The organism is Bacillus sp. H1a (assembly GCF_000633475.1).
GTDB classification, from domain to species: domain Bacteria; phylum Bacillota; class Bacilli; order Bacillales; family Bacillaceae_G; genus Bacillus_A; species Bacillus_A paramycoides.
In genome coordinates this window covers 84,964-98,542 of the sequence record NZ_AYMH01000029.1, presented here as the reverse complement: position 1 = coordinate 98,542, position 13,579 = coordinate 84,964, and the positions used below count along the sequence as shown (strand labels likewise).

At 32.3% G+C, this 13,579-nt stretch carries 16 protein-coding genes; 13 read left to right on the top strand and 3 right to left on the bottom strand.

Annotated features, from left to right (window positions below; translation table 11 throughout):
• Window positions 1-35: 35 nt before the first annotated feature.
• A complete protein-coding gene (locus tag U860_RS0114430; protein WP_025149086.1) occupies window positions 36-608 on the top strand; it encodes a GNAT family protein in 573 nt (190 codons plus the stop codon).
• A gap of 192 nt (window positions 609-800) precedes the next feature.
• Here U860_RS0114430 and U860_RS0114425 read toward each other — a convergent pair whose 3' ends face one another.
• Window positions 801-1,511: a hypothetical protein gene (locus U860_RS0114425; RefSeq protein ID WP_115610317.1), complete on the bottom strand. Its 711-nt coding sequence runs from the start codon at window positions 1,509-1,511 to the stop codon at window positions 801-803.
• A gap of 506 nt (window positions 1,512-2,017) precedes the next feature.
• On the opposite strand from U860_RS0114425, the gene U860_RS0114415 reads away from it, so the two are divergent.
• Window positions 2,018-2,818 (top strand): GNAT family N-acetyltransferase, encoded by an 801-nt coding sequence (locus tag U860_RS0114415; RefSeq protein ID WP_025149084.1) that lies wholly within the window; start codon window positions 2,018-2,020, stop codon window positions 2,816-2,818.
• A gap of 46 nt (window positions 2,819-2,864) precedes the next feature.
• A complete protein-coding gene (locus tag U860_RS0114410) occupies window positions 2,865-3,734 on the top strand; it encodes a glycerophosphodiester phosphodiesterase (RefSeq protein ID WP_025149083.1) in 870 nt (289 codons plus the stop codon).
• A gap of 123 nt (window positions 3,735-3,857) precedes the next feature.
• Here the strand turns inward: U860_RS0114410 and U860_RS0114405 are convergent, their stop codons facing one another.
• Window positions 3,858-4,319, bottom strand: a complete 462-nt coding sequence (locus U860_RS0114405; protein ID WP_025149082.1) for a DUF2306 domain-containing protein — start codon at window positions 4,317-4,319, stop codon at window positions 3,858-3,860.
• Window positions 4,320-4,494: 175 nt separating this feature from the next.
• Here U860_RS0114405 and U860_RS0114400 point away from each other — a divergent pair, with 175 nt between their 5' ends.
• Window positions 4,495-5,025, top strand: coding sequence for a DUF4269 domain-containing protein (locus tag U860_RS0114400; protein WP_025149081.1), 531 nt, complete (start codon window positions 4,495-4,497; stop codon window positions 5,023-5,025).
• 42 nt (window positions 5,026-5,067) lie between these two features.
• Here U860_RS0114400 and U860_RS0114395 read toward each other — a convergent pair whose 3' ends face one another.
• Window positions 5,068-6,504, bottom strand: coding sequence for a PLP-dependent aminotransferase family protein (locus tag U860_RS0114395; RefSeq protein WP_025149080.1), 1,437 nt, complete (start codon window positions 6,502-6,504; stop codon window positions 5,068-5,070).
• A gap of 153 nt (window positions 6,505-6,657) precedes the next feature.
• On the opposite strand from U860_RS0114395, the gene U860_RS0114390 reads away from it, so the two are divergent.
• From U860_RS0114390 to U860_RS0114350, 9 genes are all read left to right on the top strand, one after another.
• Entirely contained in the window at window positions 6,658-7,566 is a 909-nt protein-coding gene (locus U860_RS0114390; protein ID WP_025149079.1) for a DMT family transporter, read from the top strand.
• A gap of 283 nt (window positions 7,567-7,849) precedes the next feature.
• Window positions 7,850-8,773: a nucleoside hydrolase gene (locus U860_RS0114385; RefSeq protein WP_025149078.1), complete on the top strand. Its 924-nt coding sequence runs from the start codon at window positions 7,850-7,852 to the stop codon at window positions 8,771-8,773.
• Window positions 8,774-8,850: 77 nt separating this feature from the next.
• Window positions 8,851-9,309, top strand: coding sequence for a GNAT family N-acetyltransferase (locus U860_RS0114380; protein WP_025149077.1), 459 nt, complete (start codon window positions 8,851-8,853; stop codon window positions 9,307-9,309).
• 30 nt (window positions 9,310-9,339) lie between these two features.
• Window positions 9,340-9,678: a divalent cation tolerance protein CutA gene (gene cutA / locus U860_RS0114375; protein WP_025149076.1), complete on the top strand. Its 339-nt coding sequence runs from the start codon at window positions 9,340-9,342 to the stop codon at window positions 9,676-9,678.
• 25 nt (window positions 9,679-9,703) lie between these two features.
• The gene (locus tag U860_RS0114370; protein ID WP_025149075.1) at window positions 9,704-10,150 is read left to right on the top strand and encodes an NUDIX domain-containing protein; all 447 of its coding nucleotides are present in this window, start codon (window positions 9,704-9,706) and stop codon (window positions 10,148-10,150) included.
• Between the two features lie 199 nt (window positions 10,151-10,349).
• Window positions 10,350-10,616, top strand: coding sequence for a heterocycloanthracin/sonorensin family bacteriocin (locus tag U860_RS0114365; protein WP_025149074.1), 267 nt, complete (start codon window positions 10,350-10,352; stop codon window positions 10,614-10,616).
• A gap of 113 nt (window positions 10,617-10,729) precedes the next feature.
• Window positions 10,730-11,758 (top strand): serine hydrolase domain-containing protein, encoded by a 1,029-nt coding sequence (locus U860_RS0114360; protein ID WP_025149073.1) that lies wholly within the window; start codon window positions 10,730-10,732, stop codon window positions 11,756-11,758.
• A 31-nt stretch (window positions 11,759-11,789) separates the two neighbouring features.
• Window positions 11,790-11,933, top strand: coding sequence for a hypothetical protein (locus tag U860_RS35910; protein WP_025149072.1), 144 nt, complete (start codon window positions 11,790-11,792; stop codon window positions 11,931-11,933).
• 283 nt (window positions 11,934-12,216) lie between these two features.
• Entirely contained in the window at window positions 12,217-13,425 is a 1,209-nt protein-coding gene (locus tag U860_RS0114350) for an OFA family MFS transporter (RefSeq protein ID WP_025149071.1), read from the top strand.
• Window positions 13,426-13,579 lie beyond the last annotated feature (154 nt).

Here is a 13,579-nt window from a genome sequence, read left to right as displayed (position 1 = left end):
TACCCATTGAGGAATAATTTTAAGGAGAGAATAACATGAATTTAGAAATGCTTTTTGGAGATTTCCCAATATTGGAGTCTGCTAATCTAGTATTAAGAAAAATTGAAGAGGAACACTTACAAGAAGTATATATGATCTATGACAACGAAAATGTATTTGAATATTGCGGGATCATTCCTAAACATAATATACAAACGGTAAAGAAGATGATTGGTCATTTTGATAGGGATTACCATAAAAAAAGTAGAGTTAAGTGGGGAATCTTTCAGAAAAAGCAAAGTAATACATTGTTGGGAATTATAGAAGCTATGGATTTTAATCAAAAAGTGAACATGGTATCTATTGGTTACTTTCTAGCAGAGGACAATTGGGGAAAGGGCATTGCAACTGAATCCGTTCGTATGCTAGTAAAATTTTTATTTGATGAAGTGAATGTAAATAGAATTCAAGCAGAAGTCATGCCCGCAAACGAAGCTTCAACTAAGGTTCTCTTAAAAAACGGTTTTATAAAGGAAGGATTGTTAAGACAAGCCACATTATGGTCTGGTAAGGGAGTTGTCGATTTAGAAATATTCGGTATCCTAAAAGAAAAATACACGAATATTTAAAATTTCTAACCAGTTCTCTTTTGAACGGGGTTTTATGTTTGATAAATAAGAAAAACAATTAAGTTCATATCCCGAAAATGTACGTTTTAGAGAATAATCATTACTTGAGAGGGTAATTTCGTGGATAAGATTTTTGGATATACCCGTTGTTCATAAATTACCAAAAGCGCAGGCGTATCATCCTGCGCTTTTCTATCGTAATTCAGCTGTTTTTCTAATAATAATCTTATCAATATCATCCTCTTCATCACCAATAAATAATCCGCGTTCTTTTAAATATGTTTCAAAGTATAAATCGGCTTCAGCGCGTTCATCGTATGGCTTTACAGATAGAACGAAACCTAATTTATTTTGTTCTTCTAAATGAGAGGTAGAGATGTATGCTGGTACATTGTGGCGTAAAAAGAGTTCCTTAACAGGAATAATCATATCTTTCATTAATTTTGATAACATGCTCATTTCAAAATCAAAATTAAAACGATCTATACTAGATAAATCGGCGAATACTACACCGATAAAGCCTGTATTAAATACTTCTTGATATTCAATATTTTCGTCACCATAAAAATTCTTTTCAATCAAATAATTTATAAAGTAAGCAACGCCATCACTTTGTTCAAAAGGTTTTGTTGAAAGAACAAATCCGATTTTCTTTTGTTTATGTAAATACACACATGACATGTATGCGGCGATATTATGTTCTTTAAATAACGCACTCGTTGCTCCAGATAGACCATCTAATACGTGATGAACAATTTGAAGTTTTTTACGTGTGAAATAATAGGATTTCTTTTGTAATTCCAATGTATCAATAAAGACAGAGCCGATAAAGCCTGTATTTGAAATAGTAGGTGTTTGCTTTTTTCTTCCTCTGCGCTTTGCTTGAGCCATTGTAAAAATCATCCCTTCATGTACAATTAAAATAAAAAAAGAACGTTTGTTCGTATATTTATATTTTACTATTAAAACGCTCTAAAGTAAAGGTTTTTTGATGAAAAAAACAACAAAAAAGACACCTATAAAAGGTGTCTTAAACGCTGTAGGGAAGAGGGTTCATCCCAACTATTTATATTATGATACAGAAACAATCTCTTCTGTATCTTCTACATCTAAATGACAGTCCATAGTACGAACATCTTGATCTTCATGACTTCCGAAATAAATAGTAATTTTCATATGTATCGCTCCTTTATTCTAGGAATACCTAAAATAATTACTAGTAATGTTAATATTTATTATATACCACTTTTTTCATTCCGACAATGTTATATCATTTTTAATTCTTCTCATGCTACATCGTGTGATATTAAGCGGTTAGAAAAGGAGGAGTATAGATTAAGTGAAATTTCTTATATGTTATATTTAATATAGATATTATTTAATTACTATTTTTTAAAGGAGAATAATTGATGAATTATCAAAATTTACTCATAGAAAATTTTATATACAAAATTACATATGTTGCCCGTCATGTGCAAGGGATGAATGTAAAAGAAACAAAGGATTATATTGCCGTTGACTGCTGTTTACCTGCAGATACATTCAATATTATCACTTTACTAAACAACAACTTATCGGAAGGAGTCAATCAATTATATACTGCGTTAGAACACTTTAATCAAAAGAGCTTTCCAATGAGTGTTTGGTTCTGGGATGAGGAGCAAGAGCAAAACATTAAAAGCGAATTAATAAAGCTCGGCTTAAAAGAAGCAGAAAATAATATTGCAATGGTTGCAGATTTAAAAATAATACATCCAATAATAGACGTACCAGCAGATTTTATAATTCAAAAAGCGTCTACGCCAGAACAAATACAACAATTTGGTGAAACGTTAGTAGCTTTATTCGGTACATCAGCAGAAGGTACTCACGTTCAAGCATACTTTAATCAAATTGCCTCTTTAGATTTATGGAATAGTGATGCCATGAAACTATACTTAGGCCTTTATAAAGGTGAGGTGGTATCTGTTGGCTCTTTAGTATGTACGGAAAATAGCGTCGGTATTTATGATATAGCGACTAAAGAAGATATGAGAGGAAAAGGATTTGGTTCTACTATGTTCAATTTCCTGCTTCAAGAAGCAAAACAACTAAAAGATACTTACTGCGTATTACAAGCTTCACCTGATGGTATAAATATTTATAAAAAATCTGGCTTTCAAGCTGTAGGACAAATGACTATTTTTGAAAATCGGCATTTAATTGAATAATTCACCCGAGTCAAATCGCTTTAAATATAGGAGTAAACATACCGTTATGAAGAAAATATCTATAATTACAATCATCTTTTTCTTTATAGTAATAAGCATTTTTGTTTTTCAGCAAGCAAATGAACATAAATATACAAAAGCTATTAATCAATCAAACCATATTAAAAACATCGCGCATAGAGGGGCTTCTGCATATGCACCGGAACATACATTAGAAGCGTATCAATTAGGACAGCAATTAAAAGGTGACTATATAGAAATAGATCTCCAAATGACAAAAGACGGACATTTAGTAGCTATGCATGATGAAACATTAAACCGCACAACGAACGGTACTGGTTTTGTAAAAGATCATACATTAGATGAAATAAAACAACTGAATGCAGGTTCTCTTTTCAATAAAAAGTATCCAAAGTTAGCAAAGAAAGAATTTGAAAATGCTAAAGTTCCAACACTTGAAGAAATTATTGAAACGTTTGGACAGAATGCTAATTATTATATCGAAACAAAATCACCAGATGAATATCCTGGAATGGAAGAAAAGTTATTAGAAATTATAAATCACTATCAAATAAGTGATAAAGTTATTATTCAATCATTTAGTGTAGAAAGTCTACGAAAGATTCATAGTTTAAATGCAAATATACCGTTAGTACAATTATTATCATATAAAAAAGCAGTTCAATTAGCAGATTTAGAAATAAAAAACTATAAAACATACTGTATTGGCCTAGGCATGAACTACAAATATATTGATGCAGCCTATGTAAAAAGAATAAAGAAACATGGATTAGAGGTTCATCCATTTACAGTAGATAATGAAAAAGATATGGAAAAGTTACTAAAATGGGGAGTAGACGGGATGTTTACTAATTATCCGGATCGTTTGCATTCAATATCGTCTAAAAAATCATAAATAAAAAGAATCCAATAATACTTGGATTCTTTTTATTTTCTCTTCCAGGTCATCCTTATAAAAATCGGATGTTCCATCTATTTTTACAAAATAAATTAGAAAGTAATTAAACTGTAATTAATTTTACCTTTGTTTTTTATACCTTTTTGATACACTAGATACAAGAGGAATGCCAATTAGTGTAGGTAAGAACCAAAACCATATTGGTGGTAGTAAATTTATAATAGGAATATACATCCCAATGTTTACTAAAAGTGCGGTCACTGCACCGATGTAGGAGCCTAGCATACCTCTAATATGATGCCCTAGCCAATTTTTCCATCGCTTTTTTCTTGCGAGATATCCGTAAATCGCAAATGAATAGGAGATAATTGCTACATAAAATAAATATGCGACTTTATCCCAATTTAATATGGACAATATAATTGCAGTAATGGTTATAACAACATAGGATGCATGATATATTTCGCCCCATTCTGTATGCTTTCCTTTCTTTTTTTGAGCAAGCATCGCTACGATACCAGTGATTAAGCATATTGTTCCAAATAATATGTGTATGGTCAAAATTATGTTGAAAATGCTCATAAAAATTCCTCCTTTTTTATTTTTATAGTATTACAGTATAGGAGAAAAGTTGAAAAATATTGTTAGTTCGGCTTAATATATTGAAATATAGGTACTCTTAGAACAAAATGAAATGATTAAATTTTTTCTCAAATTTAGTGAGACGAGTATTACGTTAAATGAAGGAGAGACTTCTATGTTTACATCTATCACATATTTACAATCTGGGAATGATAAGCAACAAAAAGTTTACGAAGCTATTAATAAACTAAACATAATGGAGGATTTAGCTTTATATAGCCCTGTACTTTGCGGGACAATCCCTATTAGAGTTGATACCCTTCATTCTGACTTAGACATTGTATTGGAAGTACATAATTATGATTTTTTCGAACAAGAAATTAGATCATTGTATGGCTCATACGAAGGATTTGAAATGAAAAAGAAAAACTTTAAAAATATCTTAACAATAAAGGTGAATTTTAAATTTGAAGGTTTTGAATTTGAATTATTTGCTCAACCGCAACCAGTACGTAACCAAAATGCATATAAACATATGATAGTGGAGCACATGCTATTAATGCAGCACCCAAACATTAGAGAAGAAGTAATTGAATTAAAAGAACAAGGCGTAAAAACAGAACCGGCTTTTGCGCAAGTATTAAAAATTGATGGTGATCCCTATAAAGAACTTATTTTATTAGGACAGGAAATGAGATTGTGGTAAAAAAGGTACACAAAAAATCCTCTTTTTATAAAGAGGATTTTTTTAATATGCCATTAACTTACGAATCAAATTACTTAATATAATAATACCTTGAGTAATTTGTTCAGGAGAAGCATACCCATAAGATAAACGTATAAACTGATCTGATTCTTCCTCGTAAATACGTCCTGGATTAAAAAGAACTCCCTTTGATTGGGCCTCTGAAAATAGTTTTTTCATCGGAATGTTTGGTACAATCCTTAGCCATATAAAAAATCCACCACTAGGAATATCCCACGTGGCAATGCCTGCACAATACTTATTTAAAGCTTGAATCATCATTCTTCTTCGTTCTTTTAAGTGAATCCTTACGTTCGCTACGTGCTCTTCATAAAAACCGTTACTTAACCATTCCGCAGCAACTCTTTGAGATAAAGAACTTGATCCATAGTCAGTTTGCATTTTTATATCTGACAATCTCTCAATAACAGGCTCTGGTCCAATAATCCAACCAATTCTAAGTCCTGGACTAAGTGTTTTTGATAGACTACCGATATATAATACATGTCCATGTTGATCCATTGACTTCAAAGGAGGCGGAGGTAGTTCATCAATCCATAACTCACGATAAATATCATCTTCAATGATAGGCAATTGTTCTTTTTCGCAAATTTTTAGTATTTCTTTTCGTCGCTCTTCGGACATTAATACACCCGTCGGATTTTGAAAGCAAGGAATCGAATATAAAATATTTTTCTTTTGACTATAATTAATTCTTCTTAACAAATCATTAGGGATAATTCCATGATGATTCATCTGTATTCCAGAAAGGTGAATATTAGCCGATTGAAATACATGAAGCGAATATAAGTAAGAAGGTTGTTCAAGTAACACAGTTGATTCTCTATGTAAGAGACCGATTGATATTAATTGTAATGCCTGTAATGCACCAGAGACTATTAATATAGAATTTGGAGATGTATTTATTCCAAATGATTTTACATAATTACTTATCGCTTCACGTAAAGGGAAATATCCTTTTTGTTCCTCGTATCCGAAATAATCTAGCTCCTCACATACGTTTCGCATAATGCATTGCATAGTTTCTAACGGGAAAAGATGAGGTGCAAGTTCTCCTTTACTAAGATGAATGAATTTTTTATTTGCTTCTGCTTCATTAATTTCTCGAACCATTAACTTACTTGGTTTATGAATACCGGCTTTCACGTATTCACTCCAATCAGGCGGGGGATTAGTCGCCAATAATGACCATGTATTATTCATTACAATTGTTCCCGCTCCAATTTTCCCTTGAATTAAACCATCTGCCATAAGTTCTTCTAGTGCAGTTATTATAGTACTACGATTTACATGAAATAATTTTGCTAACTGCCGCTGACTAGGAATCTTACTTCCAATTGGCCATTCTCCGTTTTCAATTTTTTCTGTCATATAGTCTATTATTTGTCGATATTTTGGCAATTTTTTATCGGTAGACATATTAAAAAACTCCCTCATTCATTTTAAAAATGCAAAGTGGTTGGTTTTTTCGAGGAATAACTGGTTGAAGACATTGTATCAACTATTAAATATGATGAAAAGAAATAATTGGTAATTAGAAAAAGGCTGTTTTATTGGAGAGGGAGAGAAAATATGCATAATAAAAAATGGGATTTTCGTATTGTATGTGCTCACGCTTTTACGATTCTTATATGGGGAACTGCTTTTCCAGGGATTCGAATGGGGCTTGAAGCTTACACGCCTGAGCACCTCACATTGCTACGATTATTAATCGCTTCTTTGATTCTTCTACTGTTTTCGTTTATATACAAATTACGTTTACCTGACTTGAAAGATATTCCAGTGATTTTTATATTTGGCGCTCTAGGATTTACTATTTATCATATTGCACTGAACTACGGTGAACAAAATGTGAATGCTGGACCTGCTAGTTTAATTGTATCAGTAACACCTATATTAACGGCAATTCTTGCTTCTGTTTTTATGAATGAAAAAATGAAATTAAATGGTTGGATTGGTGGTGTAATTAGTTTAGTAGGAATTGCTTTTTTATCATTAAGTCAAGGAGATTCCATTCAATTGAATAGCGGGGTATTACTGATATTATTAGCGGCATTTTCAGAAAGTCTATTTTTCGTTTTCCAAAAGTCGTATTTAAAAAAGTACGGTTTCTTACCATTTACAATATATACAATTTGGTCTGGTACTGTATGTATGCTTATTTTTTTACCAGGGATTTATCAAGAAATCGTAGCAGCTCCTATAGAAACTACTTTGAGTGTTATATATTTAGGTGTGTTCCCGACAGTACTGCCGTATATTGCATTAGCATATATTACATCCCATGCGGGTGCTTCTGAGGCAACAAGTTCTCTATATTTAACACCAGTAACTGCATGTTTTATTGCTTGGGTATGGTTAGGTGAGTTGCCAACCTTTGTTTCGATAATTGGAGGGATAATTACTATACTTGGAGTTGTGATTGCTCATTTAACATTTAAAAAAGATAATTATATGCAAATTGAGAGTGAAAAATTATAGTAATACAGTTCAGTGAGTATTTGCAATTTGAAACCAACAATATTGAATTGATATGGGGCTTTTCATATAGATATAGCGGAAAATATCTATATGAACATGCGCTAGTCTAGCAATTGTACGAAATTTAATTATACTGTTAGATTATTACCAGAGTAAGAACTAGCATAATGCTAGTTCTTTTTTATCAATACACTACTCATCATTAATATTTGCTTAGAACTGTATAGATTTAAATTATTTCTACATATACATAATTATCTTACCTATGAAAGGAGAACGTTTCTTGAAGAAAGTTTTATTTTTCGGAGACCCAGGTATTGATGATTCGTTTGCAATTATGTATGGTTTGCTACATCCTGAAATTGAAATTGTCGGTAGCGTAACTGGATATGGAAATGTTGAACATATACATGCCGCTCATAATGCTGCGCATATTTTACAGTTAGCAAACAGACAAGATATTCCTGTAATTAGCGGTGCAACTAGTCCACTTACAAATGGAATTACAACGTATTATCCTGAAATTCATGGACCAGAAGGATTAGGTCCCATTCATGTACCGGAAAGCGTGTTATCTATTCTGATATACAATTTTGGTAGTATTGCAGCAATTCTCGTAAAGTATGGCAAAGATTTAACGATTGTCGATGTAGGAAGATCTACCTCATTAGCAATTGCTTTTAATTTATGGCACGACATGATGTTAAATATAAAAGGAATTTATTTTATGGGTGGTGTCTTTTTAGAAGCAGGAAATGTTTCTCCATTAGCAGAGGCAAATGTGTACGGAGATCCTATAGCAAGTAAAATTGTACTTCAGCAAGCGAAAAATTTAACGTTATTCCCTTTAAATGTAACAAATAAAACAGTTTTAACCCCAAATGTATTTACTTATATTTTAGCTAATACAAAAAATCCATTTAAATCGATTATGAAACCCATGTACGATTATTATTTATCAGCATACCAAAAGCTCAATCCATCTATTGAAGGGCCATTATTACATGATGTACTTGCTATAAGCGGTTTGGTGAATCCTACATTTTTAAATTATACATCCCGAAAAGTAACTGTGGATATATGCGGCGAAACGAAGGGACAAACTTTTGCTGATTTTCGCCCACATTCTAAATCTGAAGGGGCTCGTATTGCGTTACAATTAGATGAGGAAAAATTCATTCAGGATTTTACGAAAATCATGTTATAAGGGGATGTCGAAAAAGGGATTTATTTCACTCCGTTGAATATAAAAGATACATTCTCTTTACAAAGGAGCTTAAAATATTGAACGTCCAATTAAAAGTTGTTACGAGAGAAAATTGGGAAGAGGTATTAAACTTACAAGTTAAAGAAAACCAAACAACATTTGTCCCGGCGGTGGCAGTATCTCTTGCTAAAGTATACATAAAACCAGATGGTGAAAACGTTGAATATATTCCTTTCGCTATATATGATCGTGATCTTATAGTTGGTTTTATTATGCACGCTTTTGTACAGGAGACAACAGACATGTATTGGATAAACGGATTTATCATTGATAAAAAGCAGCAAGGAAATGGATATGGTAAAGCAGCGTTAAAGGAAATTATTAATTTAATAAAAAATAGATTTAAAGAGTGTAAAGAAATTAGATTAACTGTACATAAGGATAATATTTCTGCAAAAAAACTATATGAACGGTACGGTTTTCAACCATTAGGAAATATTTATGATGGTGAGCAAGTATATCGTTTATTTGTATAACTTTAATAAGGTAAAGGTGTGAACTGATACATGCAATTTACTGAGGTTAAAATCGAAGTGTTTATTCCTGAAGAATACGTTGTATTATTACGAGATGAATTAAATAAAGTTGGTGCTTGTAGAACTGGACATTATGACAATTGTCTTTCTTATAGTTCAGTTAAAGGATACTGGAGACCATTGGCAGAGGCAACACCTTTTAATGGCGAAATTGATCAAATATGTGAAGGTCAAGAATGTAAAGTTGAAATAAAGTGTAAACGAGAACTTGTAAAAGATGCTCTCGAAGTTATAAATGAAATTCATCCTTATGAGACGCCTATGATTTACATTATCCCAATTTTAAATGCCAATTTTAATCAGGTATAAAGTAAATAACTAGGAGGAATATCAATTGAACAGTAAATTCCATCACATTGTACGAGCTGTTATGATTAAAGATGAAAAATTGCTAGTTGCTGAATACATAGGACATCATTATTTTTTACCTGGCGGTCATGTTGAAGTTGGTGAATCAGCAGAGAATGCACTAATAAGAGAGTTACGAGAAGAACTTGGAGTAAGTTGCAGTATAAAACAATTTTTAGGAGTCATTGAAAACCAATGGCAAGACAGAGAAACACTTCATCATGAAATAAACCACGTTTTTGAAATAGATTCACAAGAGTTACATTGTAATTTAGCACCAATATCTAAAGAATCACATCTAGCATTTCATTGGATTGATTTTAATAATGAGGGTATTAATTCTTATAAAATAATGCCGTCGCCTTCAGTTAAAGAATTACTTGAAAGAAGATTAAGTGGTGAACTACTAAATTGTTGGATTAGTAACCTTTAAGTCGCTCTATTTATAGTAAATACGTCCACCGAAAAGATATAAAGAAAATAGGCTCAAAAACAAGGTACATCACCTAATGTAAAGTCATATTTTGTTGATGTACGCATTTAGTCTATAGCCTTATTTCTACTTTATTTTAAAAAGTAAATATACTTAAAAATTTGGACGGAATTTATATTTATAAATGGAGGTTTTCGTAATGAATGAGTTTCAACAAGAACTACAATCATTAAACCTTAATGAGTATCAACCTGGTAATGTAGTGTACTGGGATCAACAACAAAGTCAATATCCTTACTACTACATTCAAGATGATGCACGTCGTTGTGGCGGATGCGGCGGGCGTTGTGGTGGTTGTGGCGGGCGTTGTGGTGGTTGTGGTGGACGCTGTGTAGGCTGCGTCGGTTGTGTAGGCTGTGTTGGTTGTTTCAGCTGCTCTAATTGCTGGAGCTGGTGGATTATTTAAGTAACATAAATCAATAATATTTCACATGAAAGAAAAGTGTAGCTACAAGATTAAATAGTATTGACGCTTTTCTTTCATATTTTCATGTTTATATGTTTTAGGGGGATATTCATTTGTATACATTTGAGCAGTTAATTTCATGGGTAGAAAACATTAAAGAGACAAATCAAAGTTCTGCAGCAGCACTTTGTATTATGAAAGATAACAAAATCATATTAGAGCATTATAGTGGAAACCATTCAAACACATTGAATAGTAAAAAGATAACAGCAACTTCACAGTTCAATGTTGCTTCCGCTAGAAAAAGTTATTTAGGACTAATGGTAGCATATGCGCTTTATGAGGGGAAAATAAAATCTCTAGATGACGAAGCAGTAATTTATTTTAAAGACTATGATCCTTCGTTACTCGGTAAAACAACAATAAGACATTTAGTAACCCATTCGCACGGATTAAATGAAACTGATGATGGGACAATTTATCGTGAATTTGAACCTGGACAAGCTTGGGCGTATAGAGATATTAATGTAAGAATGATTACACGTCTTATTTATCAGCTTTATAATAAAAGTTTTCCTGAACTGTTAAAGGAGCGTGTATTTAAACCTGCTAACTTCAAAGAAACTGGATGGAGAATAAAGCAAGATAATAATTTAGTTAAGGTTGTTGTCAATCCAAATGAAGATGCAATAAGTAGTGTTGGTGCAGTAGATGACGGATCAGAGAAAAACCTTTTTGTCTCTGCGAGAGAATTTGCATTTTGGGGGAATCTTCATTTAAATAAAGGGCTCCTAAATGGTAAACAAATTGTGCCAAAAGAAGTTATAAAAATTGCTACGAGATTGCAGAGTTCAACCTATTTAAATAAAGAACTGCCACAAAACGGGCTATTTTGGTTCGTTCAAAATGAGCCTGCTTTGCTTAGCGAACTTGGTGAACGAGTTCCTAAAGGGTCTTATCAAATATTAGGAATTACAGGACCAACGATATTAGTGATTCCAGAATATAATGTTGTCGTCGCAAAAATGTACAACAAAAGATATAACTATGGCGGGGATAATTATTTATATTATTTACGTGAATTTAGTAATTTAGTCGCTGATACATTTAGCAGCAATAAAAATAATACGATGAGGGCATAACTACTCCTATAAAGTAAAGGAGTGAGGTTTAATGAAGAAAGAAGTGCGTAAAAATAAGAAGCAAAATATAAAAGATGTAAATACGGAACAAAACGCGATTTATAGTGATCCGAAAGATGCAGCTAATATGCAAACTGTACCGCAACCGAAAGACTTCGAAGAAATTGAGTATTAATTTTTCTCTCCGACTATTTTATGAAAGAAAAATACGTCTTAAGTCTCATCACATTTAGAAAATTATTTGATAACATATGTACATAAGCATTTGAAAATGTCTTATCTTAACAAAACTTTCTTTAAATATTTCTGTATTTAACCTACAAAAAGGCACTTCTTTATGAAGTGTCTTTTTGTGTATACTAACTTAATTTCCATTTTCCGTACAGTATCTTGCAATTTATCATGGTTATACTAACTGTGAAAATACATGTCATGAAAAAAAGAAGGGGACAGTTAGTATGAAACAAACATCTATAAATCCGTTGCTAATTGTTCTAGGTACAATCATTGTACAAATTGGCCTCGGAACGATTTATACATGGAGTTTATTTAATCAACCCCTTGTAAGTAAGTTTGGATGGAATCTTAATGCCGTCGCAATAACTTTTTCTATTACGAGTTTTTCTTTATCTTTCTCAACTTTATTTGCAGGGAAGTTACAGAAGAAGTTCGGACTCCGTAAACTTATCGCTACTGCAGGAATTGTCCTTGGACTCGGCTTAATCCTTAGTTCACAAGTTTCTTCATTACCTTTACTTTATTTACTAGCCGGTGTTGTTGTTGGATATGCTGATGGAACCGCATATATTACATCACTATCTAATTTAATTAAATGGTTTCCAAACCGTAAAGGACTTATATCTGGTATATCTGTTTCAGCATACGGAATGGGGAGCTTAATCTTTAAATATGTAAACGGAAAGCTAATCGATAGCCTTGGTGTATCACAAGCATTTTTATATTGGGGCATTATCGTTTTACTTTTAGTATTAATTGGATCGTTCTTCTTACGTGAGGCAAATATAAGTAATATTGTAACTGAATCATTAAAGAACGATTATACTACGCGTGAAATGATGCGAACTAAGCAAGTATATCTCTTATTTATTATGTTATTCACATCATGTATGGGTGGTTTATATTTAATTGGTATGGTAAAAGACATTGGAGTACAGCTCGTTGGTCTTAGTGCAGCAACCGCTGCTAATGCCGTCGCAATGATTGCCATCTTCAATACAGTGGGGAGAATTATTCTCGGAACGTTATCGGATAAAATAGGCCGATTAAAAATCGTTTCTGCGACATTTGTGATTATTGGATTGTCCGTCTTTACTTTAAGTTTTATTCCATTGAATTACGGTATTTATTTTGCTTGTGTAGCAAGTGTTGCTTTTTGCTTTGGTGGTAACATCACTATATTCCCAGCTATTGTCGGGGATTTCTTCGGATTAAAAAACCATAGTACTAATTATGGGATTGTTTACCAGGGGTTCGGATTTGGTGCACTTGCAGGATCATTTATCGGCGCATTACTTGGAGGATTTCAGCCAACCTTCATTACAATCGGTATTTTAAGTATTATATCTTTCGTTATTTCTATTTTAATCCGTCCACCAAATATAGAACAGAAGAAGGAAATAAAACAATTAAATCGGAAAATAGCTTAATACTAAAAAGAGTCCTTATACTAGGGCTTTTTTTCATTATAAAATAATGTATAAACAATGGATGTCATTCAAAAAATCTAATTTTGTCTCTTTACTTACTACATAACCTAATATTAAAGAAGACAGGACAATCCGATTATTAAATTGAATAAAA

Bases quoted from the DNA above. Each gene is read 5' to 3' on its own strand.
- U860_RS0114400 (WP_025149081.1), top strand. From the start codon at position 4,495: ATGTTTACATCTATCACATATTTACAATCTGGGAATGATAAGCAACAA.
- U860_RS0114365 (WP_025149074.1), top strand. From the start codon at position 10,350: ATGAATGAGTTTCAACAAGAACTACAATCATTAAACCTTAATGAGTAT.
- U860_RS0114395 (WP_025149080.1), bottom strand. From the start codon at position 6,504: ATGTCTACCGATAAAAAATTGCCAAAATATCGACAAATAATAGACTAT.
- U860_RS0114415 (WP_025149084.1), top strand. From the start codon at position 2,018: ATGAATTATCAAAATTTACTCATAGAAAATTTTATATACAAAATTACA.
- U860_RS0114410 (WP_025149083.1), top strand. From the start codon at position 2,865: ATGAAGAAAATATCTATAATTACAATCATCTTTTTCTTTATAGTAATA.
- U860_RS0114405 (WP_025149082.1), bottom strand. From the start codon at position 4,319: ATGAGCATTTTCAACATAATTTTGACCATACACATATTATTTGGAACA.
- U860_RS35910 (WP_025149072.1), top strand. From the start codon at position 11,790: ATGAAGAAAGAAGTGCGTAAAAATAAGAAGCAAAATATAAAAGATGTA.
- U860_RS0114430 (WP_025149086.1), top strand. From the start codon at position 36: ATGAATTTAGAAATGCTTTTTGGAGATTTCCCAATATTGGAGTCTGCT.
- U860_RS0114390 (WP_025149079.1), top strand. From the start codon at position 6,658: ATGCATAATAAAAAATGGGATTTTCGTATTGTATGTGCTCACGCTTTT.
- cutA (WP_025149076.1), top strand. From the start codon at position 9,340: ATGCAATTTACTGAGGTTAAAATCGAAGTGTTTATTCCTGAAGAATAC.
- U860_RS0114425 (WP_115610317.1), bottom strand. From the start codon at position 1,511: ATGATTTTTACAATGGCTCAAGCAAAGCGCAGAGGAAGAAAAAAGCAA.
- U860_RS0114350 (WP_025149071.1), top strand. From the start codon at position 12,217: ATGAAACAAACATCTATAAATCCGTTGCTAATTGTTCTAGGTACAATC.